The following is a 12,223-nucleotide window of genomic DNA, read 5'->3' as shown; positions in this document are numbered from 1 at the left end:
CCGGCCTTCGCCGGGACGACAGTGGAGCGTATGACTCGGGGCATGCGCATCACTGGCTTGTCTTCGCTGGCGCGATAGCGCAGCATCAAACAATCAAGAAAATGCAGGGTCGACGCATGGCGCGCGCAAAAAACGTTCTCTGGATCATGTGCGACCAGCTTCGCTATGATTATCTCGGCTGTACCGGCCACCCCACGCTGAAGACACCGAACATCGACGCCATGGCCAAGCGTGGCGTGCTGTTCTCGAAGGCCTATGTGCAATCGCCGATCTGCGGCCCGTCGCGGATGTCGTTCTACACCGGACGCTACATGCGCTCGCACGGTTCGCACTGGAACGGCTGGCCGCTGCGCGTCGGCGAGCCCACCCTTGGCGATCATCTCAAGAAAATCGGCGTTCGCAACGTGCTGGTCGGCAAGACCCACATGGCGCCCGACCTCGAAGGCATGAAGGCGCTCGGCATCCCGCCGGAATCGATGATCGGCGTACACGTCGCCGAGTGCGGTTTTGAACCCTATGAGCGCGACGACGGCCTGCACCCGACCGGACGGCCGCGTCCGAAATACGACGAATATCTGCGCCAGCAGGGATTTGAGGCGACGAACCCCTGGGAGCACTGGGCCAATTCAGGCGCAGCGGAAGACGGCTCGCTGCAGAACGGCTGGCTGCTGGTGCACGCCGACAAGGCCGCGCGCGTGCCGGACGAGCATTCCGAGACGCCCTACATGACGCGTCGCGCGATGGATTTCATCAGCGAAGCCGAGACCGACGGCCGGCCGTGGTGCCTGCATCTGTCCTACATCAAACCGCACTGGCCCTACATCGCGCCCGAGCCCTATGCGAGCATGTATTCGACAGATGACATGATCCCGGTGATCCGCTCCGAGCGCGAGCGGCAAAATCCGCATCCGGTGTTCGGCGCCTATATGGACATGCGCTACTCCCGCAACATGGCGCGCGACGACGCGCGGGAGAAGGTGATCCCGACCTATATGGGCCTGATCACCCAGATCGACGACCAGATGGGCGTGCTGATGAAGTTCCTGGAGGAACGCGACCTCCTGGAAATCACCATGATCGTGTTCACCTCCGATCACGGCGATTATCTCGGCGATCACTGGATGGGCGAGAAGGATCTGTTCCACGAGCAGTCGGCGAAGATCCCACTCATCATTATCGATCCGTCGAAAGAAGCCGACGCCACGCGCGGCACGTGCAGCGATGCGCTGGTGGAAGGCATCGATCTCGCACCGACCTTCGTCGATTATTTCGGCGGCAAGGTGCCGGGCCATATTCTCGAAGGCCGCTCGCTGCTCCCGCTATTGCGCGGGCCAACGCCGGGCGATTGGCGCAAGGTGGCGTTCTCCGAATACGATTACGCGATGCAGGACGTGCGGCTGAAGCTGAACCAACCGATCGAGCGCTGCCGCCTGTTCATGGTGTTCGACGGCCGCTGGAAATATATCCACGCCTCCGGCTTCCGCCCGATGCTGTACGACCTCGAAGCCGATCCACAGGAGTATGTCGATCGCGGCGACGATCCGGAGTGCGCCGGCATCATCGCGCGGCTCCAGGCCGAGCTGTTCGACTGGGCGCTGCATCCGAACGACCACATCACCACGCCGCGCGAGAAGATCGCGAACTATGCCGACAACCAATTGCAGGTGAAAGGCGGGATCCTGATCGGCGTCTGGGATGAAGCGGAGTTGGCGTCGATCAAGGACGGCATCGCCCAGCGCGCGAAGATGTGAGTGTCGCCCCTCATGGTGAGGAGGCGCGAAGCGCCGTCTCGAACCATGCAGGCCCCCGCTGCAGCAGCCGGGCCTTCATCCTTCGAGACGCGCGCAAGGGCGCGCTCCTCAGGATGAGGGGATAGAGCGCGAGCGAGGTTCAGTTCTCGATCTTGTACCCCGTCGCCTTCACGATCGGTTGCCAGAAGGCAGTGTTGGCGGCGAGCTCTTTCGTCAATCCATCCGCGCTGCTGCCGACCGGAATGAGCCCGATCGCCGTGAGCTTCTCCTTCACGTCGGGCTTCGCCAGCGCCGCACTCGCGGCCGCGCCGAGCTTGCTGGCAAACTCCGGCGGGCTGCCGGTGGGAAGCCACATGCCGTACCAGGCATCGGCAACGAGATCGATGCCGCTCTCCTTCAGCGTCGGAACGTCGGGCGCGAACGGCGAACGCTCCGCGCTCGAGACTCCAATGATCTTCACGCCCTTGGCGCGATGCTGCGGCAGCGCATCCGCCAGCGTCGTGATGCCGAACGAGATATGACCGCCGATGATGTCGTTGAGGATCGGCGCACTGCCGCGATAGGGCACGCGCGTCAGGGGAATGCCGAGATCCTTTTCCAGCTTCGAGCCGGCGAAATGCGGAATGGTGCCGTTGCTCGGGACGCCAAACGACGTCTTGTCGGGGTGCGCCTTCAGCCACGCGACGAACCCCTTGAAGTCGGCGACATCCATGGCCGGACCAACCACCAGCGCGAACTCGAACCGCGCAAGCAGGGACACCGGCATGAAATCCTTCGCCGTATCGAAGCTCGGTGTCGTCTCCACCATCGGCAGCAGATACATGGTCGGCCCGGTCGTCACCAGCACCATGCTGCCGTCAGGGCTTGCGCCCTTCACGGATTTGATGCCGATCAGGCCGTCACCGCCGGTGCGGTTCTCGACCACGATGGTCCGTTGCAGCACGGGCGCGATCTCCTGCGCGATCAGCCGGCACAGCGTGTCGCCGCCGGCGCCTGCCGCGAACGGGAAGATGATTTTGCTCAGCCCGGTCTGCGCTCGGGCCTCGCCGACCTGCGGCAGCAGCGGCAACCCGAAACATCCGGCCATGAATTTGCGGCGATCCATTCGTTTCCTCGTCCAGCCCGCGATTGATTGGCGGCATTAGAACCGGGCTGGCACGCAAGACAAGGCCGACCTTCGCCGTTTACCGTCCCGCCCGCCTTGCGCCGGCCATCGTCCTGCTGCAAAAGCAGGCCTTAGCCGGCGCCGCTCTCCGCTCCGCCGTTTCCAGAGCAATTCGTCACACGCGCCGACACATACGCACATGGCCAGCCCCGAACTCAATCAATTCCGCCGCATCGTCGTCAAGGTCGGCTCCGCACTGCTGGTCGATTCCGACAGGGGCGAGGTACGTGCGTCCTGGCTCGCCGCACTCGCGGACGACATGGCCAAGCTGCACGAGCAGGGCCGCGACGTCCTCGTCGTCTCCTCGGGCTCGATCGCGCTTGGCCGCAGCCGGCTCAAGCTGCCGCGCGGAGCGCTGAAGCTAGAGGAAAGCCAGGCGGCCGCTGCCGTCGGACAGATCGAACTGGCGCGGATCTGGTCGGAGGTCCTCGGGGCGCACGGCATCGGCGCCGGACAGATTTTGGTGACGCCTGGGGACACCGAGGAGCGCCGCCGTTATCTCAACGCCCGCTCCACCATCGGCAAGCTGCTGGAGTGGCGCGCGATCCCCGTGATCAACGAGAACGACACGGTCGCCACCAACGAGATTCGCTACGGCGACAATGACCGCCTTGCCGCGCGCGTCGCCACCATGGCGAGCGCCGATCTGCTGGTGCTGCTCTCCGACATCGACGGGCTCTACGACGCCCCGCCGAAGAACAATCCCAACGCCAAGCTGATCCCGGTGGTCGAGAGCATCTCCTCCGAGATCGAGGCCGTGGCGGGAGATGCCGAATCCGAGCTGTCGCGCGGCGGCATGCGCACCAAGGTCGAGGCGGCCAAGATCGCCACCACCGGCGGCACGCATATGCTGATTGCATCCGGCAAGATCGAGCATCCGCTGCAAGCGATCGCCAATGGCGGCCGCTGCACCTGGTTCCTGACGCCCGCGAACCCCATCACGTCGCGAAAGCGCTGGATCGCGGGCACGCTGGAGCCGAAGGGGACGCTGACCATCGACGCCGGCGCGGTGACGGCGCTGCGCGCCGGCGCCAGCCTGCTGCCGGCCGGTGTGATCAAGGTCGAGGGCCAATTCGCCCGCGGTGACGCCGTGATCGTCCGCGGCCCCGACGCCAGCGAGATCGGCCGCGGCCTGATCGCCTATGACGCCGAAGTCGCCGAGCGGATCAAGGGCCGGTCCTCCCCGGACGTGATGACCATCCTCGGCATCAGCGGCCGGTCCGAAATGATCCACCGCGACGATCTGGTGGTGGGCGGGTAACTCGGGCTATTGCATATCGTCGGCGCCAATATCCTGACGACCATGCATGACGCGGATGACCTCGATGCCGTCAGGCAACGGGACGTAGAAAATCACGTAGTTGCCGACGGCGAAGCTGCGCAGGTCCAGGCGCAACTCTCTGCGTTCTCGCCCGGCGAGCGGACTTTCCAGAAGCATCTCGAAAATCTCGCCGATGCGCGCGATCTGTTGGTCCGCGGCCCGAACACTGTCCGATGCGATGAAATCCCAGATTGAATCGAGATCTTGATCGGCTTGCGGGGCTTTGCGGAATCTATTCGCCACGTTTGCGCGCGGCCAATCGTTGCCGTCCCCGCGCCTTGATGTCGTTCATCCACTCTTTGGGATCGACCTCTTCCATCGGCCCGCTATCAAATCCCTTCTGGATTTCCTCCCGCAGCACCTCCAACTTGAGCTTGCGCCGCTCTTCGCGTTCCTCGACCAGACGAAGCCCTTCGCGCATCACCTCACTGGCGGTGGCGTAGCGGCCGCTCTCGACCAGGTTGTCGATGAGGTCCTCGAAATGCTTGCCAATGCTGTAGCTGCTAGCCATGGGAAGCTCCCTATCAAATAATGATACTTATTGATATCCGAGCTATTCGCAAGCCCTTGTCCGACTACCCGCGCAACCCGGCCATTGGCCGACCCGATGGCGCAACCGGGGGTACCAGCCATACCCTCCCCGCCCTTCGCAAAAGCGGGATTTCCGTGCTAGGACACTGCCTTAGCAGAAGGTTGAACTCCCCATGGCCGCCCCTCTCAAAGCCGTTGACGGCAATGCCGATCTTCAGGCGCTGATGTCCGATCTCGCCACCCGTGCCCGCGCCGCCGCGCGCGTGCTGGCGCTGGCGCCGCCGGAGCAGAAGAACCGGGCGCTGGAAGCCATGGAGCGTGCGATCCGCAGCAATGCTGCAGCGATCCTCGCCGCCAATGCCGAGGACGTCGCGGAGGCTCGCGCCTCCGGCAATGCCACCTCGTCCTTCATCGACCGCCTGACGCTGACGCCTTCGCGTGTCGAAGGCATGGCCGCAGGCATCGCCGTCGTGCGCGGCATCGCCGATCCCGTCGGCATCGTGACCGAGAGCTGGCAGCGGCCGAACGGCATGACCATCGAGCGCGTCCGCGTGCCGCTCGGCGTCGTCGGCGTGATCTTCGAGAGCCGGCCCAATGTTGCGGCGGATGCCGGCGTGCTGTGCTTGAAGTCCGGCAATGCCGTGATCCTGCGCGGCGGCTCCGACAGTTTCCGCTCGTGCCGTGCCATCCATGAATGCCTGGTGCAGGGCCTGCGCGAAGCCGGCCTGCCCGAAGCCGCGATCACGCTGGTGCCGACGCGCGACCGCGCGGCGGTCGGCATGATGCTGTCCGGCCTCAACGGCGCCGTCGACGTGATCGTGCCGCGCGGCGGCAAGAGCCTCGTCGCGCGCGTCGAGCAGGAAGCGCGCGTGCCGGTGTTCGCGCATCTCGAAGGCGTCAATCACGTCTACATCGATGGCAGCGCCGATCTCGCCATGGCGAAGTCGATCGTGCTCAACGCAAAAATGCGCCGCACCGGCGTCTGCGGCGCGGCCGAAACGTTGCTGGTCGATCGCGCCGCTGCCGACAAAAATCTGAAGCCGCTGGTCGAGATGCTGATCGAGGCCGGCTGCGAGGTGCGCGGCGATGAAACAGTGCAAGCGACGAATGCGCGCGTAAAACCTGCCAGCGAAGACGATTGGGACACCGAATATCTCGACGCGATCATCGCGGCAAAGGTGGTCGACGGCGTCGACGGCGCGATCGCGCACATCCAGGATCACGGCTCGCATCACACCGATGCGATCGTGAGCGAGAATGAATTGGCTGCGAAGAAATTCCTCAGCGAAGTCGATTCCGCGATCGTGCTGCACAACGCCTCGACGCAGTTCGCCGATGGCGGCGAGTTCGGCTTCGGCGCCGAGATCGGCATCGCCACCGGCCGCTTCCATGCGCGCGGTCCCGTGGGGGCCGAGCAGCTGACCAGCTTCAAGTATCGCGTTCACGGCACAGGGCAGACGCGGCCGTAAGGCATGGCGCGAGGCGTGGGGCATTGAGTAACAATTTCGTCGCGCCACGTTTCTTCGCGCAGGCCATACCGCCCTACACGGAAGGCATGCGTATCGGCTTGCTCGGCGGCTCGTTCAATCCGCCGCACCAGGCCCATCGCGCGATCAGCCAGTTCGCGCTGAAGCGCCTTCAACTCGATCGTGTGTGGTGGCTGGTGACGCCGGGCAATCCGCTGAAGGAGAACGGCACGCTGCACGAGCTCGGCGCACGCATGCAGGCGGCGCGCGACGTCGCCAACGATTCCAGGATCGAGGTGAGCTGTCTCGAATCCGTCATTCGTACCCGCTATACTATCGACACGATCAACACCTTGCGCCGCCGTCTCAGTGGCCTGCGCTTTGTCTGGATTATGGGCGCCGACAACCTCGCTCAATTCCATCGTTGGCAGCACTGGCGGCGCATCGCCGACCAGGTGCCGATGGCGGTCATCGATCGCCCGCCGCAGAGTTTTCGCGCCCTTGCCTCACCCGCTGCCCAGGCGCTTGCGCGCTATCGCCTCCCCGAGAATAAGGCAGCATTGCTTGCGGATCAGCGGGCACCGGCCTGGGTCTTCCTGACCGGTTTGAAGCTCAACCTGTCCTCGACGGGCTTACGGAACCCGGACGGGAGCTGGAAAGGTACGAAGTGAGACAGAGTTGTGGGGGACTACGGGCTCTCTGGCATATTGAAACCCTTAACCCCACATGATGTAGTGTAACCGGTGAGGGACGGATTCGGCCCTCGCGATACAGTGAAAGGAATGGTCCCTGGCCACGTCTGTATTGTCCAAGTCTGTTTTACCCAAGGCTACGAAACCGACGCGTAAAACATCGACCAAAGCTGCGGCCTTGAAGGCGCAACCCGACGCCGACAAGACGCTGAGCCTGATCCTCTCCCGCCTCGAGGATATGAAGGCGGAAGAGACGGTCACCATCGACCTTCGCGGCAAATCGGCATACTCCGACTACATGATCGTCACCACGGGCCGTGTGAACCGGCACGTTGGCGCGATCGCGGAGAACGTCGCGAAAGGCCTCAAGGAAACCGGCATCAAGAACATCCATGTCGAGGGCTTGCCCAACTGCGACTGGGTGCTGATCGATTCCGGCGATGTGATCGTGCACGTGTTCAGACCCGAGGTCCGCGAGTTCTACAATCTCGAGAGATTGTACACGCAGGGCCCAGGGGCGGCGAAGGCGATCTAGGCGCGGTCCGAGAGGCGACTGGCCGATTTCGAATCGGCCGACGCGCATGCTAGCGTCGTGCGCGCGCGGATTGCGCGCGATCTGGAAACGCGACCCTAAAACATCATGCGTGTTGCCGTCATTGCGGTGGGCCGGCTGAAGCAAGGGCCGGAACGGGAGCTTGCCGACCGGTATTTCGAGCGGTTCGACGAGGCCGGCCGCAAGCTCGGATTCCGCGAACCCACCATCCACGAAATCCCCGAGAGCCGCGCGCGCGACACTGCCACACGGATGGCCGAGGAGGCCGCGGCGATCGCCGCGCATATTCCCGAAAAATCGATTCTGGTGGCGATGGACGAGCGCGGGCAAAATCTCGATTCCACCGTATTCGCACGGAATCTCGGGCGCTGGCGCGACGAGGGCGCCGGTCATACTATCTTCGTGATCGGAGGGGCGGACGGACTTTCGCCCGAATTGCGCCGTAAGGCCAAGCTCGCGATCGCGTTCGGCTCTGCGACCTGGCCGCACCAAATGGTCCGCGTCATGCTTCTGGAACAGCTGTATCGGGCCGCCACCATTCTGGCCGGCCACCCCTACCATCGCGCGTGATTCGCGCCACAACGAGCACTTTGCCGACACGATGCGCGCGCCTGTCCTCAACCTGCTGCTGATCGCGAGCGTCTCGGGCGCAAGCTTCGCGCAAGGTTACGCAAGCCTCGCGCAAGCTCAGACGGCGGCACCGGCGCCACAGACCGCAGCCATCTCGCCCGACGCCATCAAGCAGCGCGAGCAGGAGCTGGAAGCCGCGCGCGCGAGCAAGAAAAGCGCGGAGGAGGCGCAGGCCAAGCTGAAGGCCGAGATCACCTCGCTCGGCCAGGACCGCACCCAGCTCAATCAGCAATTGATCGACACTGCCGCCAACGTCCGCACCGTCGAGACCAAGATCGACGAGGCCGAGACGCGGCTGCGCACACTCAACGGCCGCGAGCAGCAGGCGCGCGCCTCGCTCGATTCGCGCCGCGCCGACATCGTCGAGGTGCTGGCGGCGCTGCAGCGCGCCGGCCGGCGCACCCCGCCGGCGCTGCTGGTGCGGCCCGAAGATGCGCTGCAATCGCTGCGCACCGCGATGCTGCTTGGCGCCGTCGTGCCGGAATTGCGCGGCCGCGCCGAGAAGATTGCCGGTGAGCTCGGCGAGCTCGTGAGCTTGCGCAAGAGCATCGCCGCCGAGCGCGACCAGCTCGCCTCCGATCGCGACAAGGTCCGCAGCGAACAGACCCGGCTCACCGCGCTCGTCGACGAACGGCAGCGCCAGCAGTCCTCGCGCGAAAAGGACCTCGACGCCGAGAATTCGCGCGCCATCACGCTGTCAAAGCAGGTCGGCGATCTCCAGGGGCTGATCGCCAAGATGGAGCAGGACCTGCAAAGCGCGGCCAAGGCGGCCGAGAAGGCGGCCGAGGCTGCAAAGCAGGCCGAGGCCAAGGCAGCCGCGGCCGCCAACGCCAAACCCGGCCCCGCCGTGTTCAAGGACCGTTCCCGGACCAGCCCGGCCATCCTGTTCGCCTCGGCCAAGGGGCTCCTGCCGTTGCCGGTTAACGGTAACAAGATCAGGGACTTTGGCGGTTCCGACGGGGTCGGCGGGGTCCAGAAGGGCATTTCGCTGGCAACCAAGCCCGGTTCGCAGGTCACAACGCCGTGCGACGGCTGGGTGGTCTATGCCGGCCCGTTCCGCAGCTATGGACAACTCTTGATCCTCAACGCCGGGGGCGGGTATCATGTCCTGATCGCCGGGATGGAGCGCATTTCGGTAAACATCGGACAGTTTGTGCTCACGGGGGAGCCGGTCGCGACCATGGGGTCGACCTCTCAAGTCGCCTCCATTCTCGCCACCAACGCGAGTCAACCTGTGTTGTATGTCGAGTTCCGCAAAGACGGCACTCCAATCGATCCAGGCCCATGGTGGGCCGCAAATGAAGGCGAGAAGGTTCGCGGATGATGCGCAAGACTTCAGTTATCCTCCTCAGCGCTGCGACCGGTGCGGCGCTGACGCTGTTCGTGACCCAGCCGCGTGCGGTGTTCATGGGCTCCAGCGCGCGAGCTGCGACCGCTGACACCTATCGCCAGCTCAACCTGTTCGGCGACGTGTTCGAGCGCGTGCGCTCCGACTATGTCGAGAAGCCCGACGACACCAAGCTGATCGAATCCGCCATCAGCGGCATGCTCACCGGCCTCGATCCGCATTCGAGCTACATGGACGCCAAGAGCTTCCGCGACATGCAGGTGCAGACCCGCGGCGAGTTCGGCGGCCTCGGCATCGAGGTCACCATGGAAGACGGCCTGATCAAGGTGGTCTCTCCGATCGACGATACGCCCGCCTCGCGCGCCGGCGTCATGGCCAACGACATCATCACCAATCTCGACGATGAAGCGGTGCAGGGCCTGACCCTGAACCAGGCGGTCGAGAAGATGCGCGGCCCCGTCAACACCAAGATCAAGCTCAAGATCATCCGCAAGGGCCAGGACAATCCGATCGACGTCACGCTGGTGCGCGACAACATCCGAGTCCGTTCGGTGCGCGCGCGCGTCGAGGCCGACGACATCGCCTATATCCGCATCACCACCTTCAACGAGCAGACCACCGAAGGCCTGAAGAAGGAGGTCGCCAACCTCTCGACCCAGATCGGCGACAAGCTCAAGGGCTACATCATCGACCTCCGCAACAATCCGGGCGGCCTGCTCGAGGAGGCCGTCACCGTCTCCGACTCGTTCCTGGAGAAGGGCGAGATCGTGTCGACCCGCGGCCGCAACGCCGAGGAAACCCAGCGCCGCACCGCGCATGCGGGCGACCTCACCAAGGGCAAGCCGGTCATCGTGCTCGTCAACGGCGGCTCGGCCTCGGCGTCGGAAATCGTCGCCGGCGCGCTGCAGGACCACAAGCGTGCGACCATCGTCGGCACGCGCTCGTTCGGCAAGGGCTCGGTGCAGACCATCATCCCGCTCGGCTCGGGCAACGGCGCGCTGCGCCTCACCACGGCGCGCTACTACACGCCGTCGGGCAAGTCGATCCAGGCCAAGGGCATCGTGCCCGACATCGAAGTGCTGCAGGACGTGCCGGACGAACTGAAGTCGCGGACCGACACCAAGGGCGAGGCTTCGCTGCGCGGCCATCTCAAGAACGACGGCGACGAGAAGACCGGCTCGCAGTCCTACGTCCCGCCGGATGCCAAGGACGACAAGGCGCTCAAGCTCGCCGACGATCTGCTCCACGGCATCAAGAACAGCGCCTCCGCGGCGCCCGCGCCCGGCACCACCGACAAGGCGGCCGCCGACAAGCCCAAGGCCGCGAACTAAGTCGCAAGCACAGTCATCTACCGAAAAGGGCGGCTCCCGGAGCCGCCCTTTTTGCTTGGGAGCTCATGTTGGGACTCCTGGCATCCCCGGCCTATCCCGGCCTGCCGCCGCTTGACCTCGGCGTGGTATCGTCGGTGGAGTGATTCGGGATCTCGCATGACTGAAACGGCCGATGATCTGAGCGCCCCGCTCGGACAGGACAAGCCGCGCCGGAAACAGCGGCTGCGGCTGCCGTTCACGGCCATGCAGGCGCTGGCCGTGATGCTCGGCCTGTTCCTGGTCGCCTTTGCCGGCTTCGCCATCTTCAACAAGGACCCGCTTGGCGGCGAGCCGATGACGCGGATCGCGATCCGCGATTCCAAGGGCACTGACGAGAAGCCCGCCGCCGAGGCAGTTGCGGCCGGTCATGGTCAGGACAGCAAGCACGCGACCAAGGAAGCGCCGAAGGAAGCGGCTTCCGGCGAGCAAAAGACCGTCACCATGATCGACGGCTCGACCGGCGCGCGCCACGACGTGGTGATCGGCGCAGGCGACGGCGCCGATAAAGGCGAGGCGGCGTCCGCAGCACCCGCCGTCATGGCCGGGATCGATCCAAAGCTGCTGGAGAAATCCCGCTACGGCATGATCCCCGCGATCTCGGGCGATCTCAAGCCGTTCAACGTCTACGCAGCGGAGGCCGACCGCGCCAAGGCCGCGAAAATGCCCGTGGTGGCGATCGTGATCGGCGGCCTCGGCGTCGGCGCCGCAAAGACCACCGATGCGATCATGAAGCTGCCGGGCGCGGTGACGCTGGCCTTCACGCCCTACGGCGCCGACCCCGGCAAGCTCGCCGAGCGCGCCCGCGCCCAGCGCCACGAGATCTTCCTGCAGATCCCGATGGAGCCCTACGACTTCCCCGACAATGATCCCGGTCCGCAGACGCTCCTGACCTCGCTCACCGCCGACCAGAACACCGACCGCCTGTACTGGCACCTGAGCCGGATCCAGGGCTATGCCGGCATCACCAATTTCATGGGCGCGCGCTTCGTGGCGACGGATGCGGCGATGCAGCCGATCATCCGCGAGGCGTCCAAGCGCGGGCTCGGCTTCTTCGACGACGGCTCCTCGCCACGCAGCATCGCGCCACAGGCCGCAGGAAGCCTCGCCGTACCGTTCGGCAAGGGCGACATCGCGCTCGACGCGGTGCCGACCCCGACCGAGATCGACCGCGCCCTCAACAAGCTGGAATCGGTGGCGAGGGAACGCGGCGTTGCCGTCGGTACCGCCTCCGCACTCCCCGTCTCGATCGAGCGGGTCAGCGCCTGGATCAAGACATTGAGCGACCGGGGTATCCTATTGGTGCCATTGACAACCGCGATGCTGAAATCAAAATCCAGCTAAATCAACGAATTGGTACGGCGCGGGCCCCCACGGCCCAGCCGGCAGTACGCGAGGG

The 12,223-nt window shown here is 65.0% G+C and carries 12 protein-coding genes; 9 read left to right on the top strand and 3 right to left on the bottom strand.

Going from position 1 to position 12,223, the window contains the following annotated elements:
* The first annotated feature begins 116 nt into the window (after window positions 1-116).
* Window positions 117-1,751, top strand: a complete 1,635-nt coding sequence (locus NLM32_RS02390; RefSeq protein WP_254127690.1) for an alkaline phosphatase family protein — start codon at window positions 117-119, stop codon at window positions 1,749-1,751.
* Between the two features lie 139 nt (window positions 1,752-1,890).
* Here the strand turns inward: NLM32_RS02390 and NLM32_RS02385 are convergent, their stop codons facing one another.
* The gene (locus NLM32_RS02385) at window positions 1,891-2,856 is read right to left on the bottom strand and encodes a Bug family tripartite tricarboxylate transporter substrate binding protein (RefSeq protein ID WP_254127689.1); all 966 of its coding nucleotides are present in this window, start codon (window positions 2,854-2,856) and stop codon (window positions 1,891-1,893) included.
* 199 nt (window positions 2,857-3,055) lie between these two features.
* Here NLM32_RS02385 and proB point away from each other — a divergent pair, with 199 nt between their 5' ends.
* A complete protein-coding gene (gene proB, locus NLM32_RS02380) occupies window positions 3,056-4,177 on the top strand; it encodes a glutamate 5-kinase (RefSeq protein ID WP_254127688.1) in 1,122 nt (373 codons plus the stop codon).
* A gap of 6 nt (window positions 4,178-4,183) precedes the next feature.
* Here the strand turns inward: proB and NLM32_RS02375 are convergent, their stop codons facing one another.
* On the bottom strand, window positions 4,184-4,480 hold the full coding sequence (locus NLM32_RS02375; RefSeq protein WP_254127687.1) for a type II toxin-antitoxin system RelE/ParE family toxin: 297 nt from the start codon (window positions 4,478-4,480) through the stop codon (window positions 4,184-4,186).
* A complete protein-coding gene (locus NLM32_RS02370) occupies window positions 4,470-4,748 on the bottom strand; it encodes a type II toxin-antitoxin system ParD family antitoxin (RefSeq protein WP_254127686.1) in 279 nt (92 codons plus the stop codon). The genes NLM32_RS02375 and NLM32_RS02370 overlap by 11 nt, the downstream gene beginning before the upstream one ends.
* A gap of 193 nt (window positions 4,749-4,941) precedes the next feature.
* Between NLM32_RS02370 and NLM32_RS02365 the strand changes: the two genes are divergently transcribed.
* From NLM32_RS02365 to NLM32_RS02335, 7 genes are all read left to right on the top strand, one after another.
* Window positions 4,942-6,237: a glutamate-5-semialdehyde dehydrogenase gene (locus tag NLM32_RS02365; RefSeq protein WP_254127685.1), complete on the top strand. Its 1,296-nt coding sequence runs from the start codon at window positions 4,942-4,944 to the stop codon at window positions 6,235-6,237.
* Window positions 6,238-6,260: 23 nt separating this feature from the next.
* A complete protein-coding gene (locus tag NLM32_RS02360; RefSeq protein ID WP_254127684.1) occupies window positions 6,261-6,905 on the top strand; it encodes a nicotinate-nucleotide adenylyltransferase in 645 nt (214 codons plus the stop codon).
* Between the two features lie 199 nt (window positions 6,906-7,104).
* Window positions 7,105-7,461: a ribosome silencing factor gene (gene rsfS / locus NLM32_RS02355; protein ID WP_254127683.1), complete on the top strand. Its 357-nt coding sequence runs from the start codon at window positions 7,105-7,107 to the stop codon at window positions 7,459-7,461.
* A gap of 105 nt (window positions 7,462-7,566) precedes the next feature.
* Window positions 7,567-8,049 (top strand): 23S rRNA (pseudouridine(1915)-N(3))-methyltransferase RlmH, encoded by a 483-nt coding sequence (rlmH, locus tag NLM32_RS02350; protein WP_254127682.1) that lies wholly within the window; start codon window positions 7,567-7,569, stop codon window positions 8,047-8,049.
* A gap of 31 nt (window positions 8,050-8,080) precedes the next feature.
* A complete protein-coding gene (locus tag NLM32_RS02345) occupies window positions 8,081-9,433 on the top strand; it encodes a murein hydrolase activator EnvC (protein ID WP_254127681.1) in 1,353 nt (450 codons plus the stop codon).
* The gene (locus NLM32_RS02340) at window positions 9,430-10,788 is read left to right on the top strand and encodes a S41 family peptidase (RefSeq protein ID WP_254127680.1); all 1,359 of its coding nucleotides are present in this window, start codon (window positions 9,430-9,432) and stop codon (window positions 10,786-10,788) included. The genes NLM32_RS02345 and NLM32_RS02340 overlap by 4 nt, the downstream gene beginning before the upstream one ends.
* A gap of 156 nt (window positions 10,789-10,944) precedes the next feature.
* The gene (locus NLM32_RS02335; protein ID WP_254127679.1) at window positions 10,945-12,168 is read left to right on the top strand and encodes a divergent polysaccharide deacetylase family protein; all 1,224 of its coding nucleotides are present in this window, start codon (window positions 10,945-10,947) and stop codon (window positions 12,166-12,168) included.
* Window positions 12,169-12,223: the final 55 nt, after the last annotated feature.

The organism is Bradyrhizobium sp. CCGUVB14 (genome assembly GCF_024199935.1).
Taxonomy (GTDB): Bacteria; Pseudomonadota; Alphaproteobacteria; order Rhizobiales; family Xanthobacteraceae; genus Bradyrhizobium.
The sequence above is the reverse complement of the archived record's forward strand: the minus strand, read 5'-3'. Positions and strand labels throughout refer to the sequence as shown.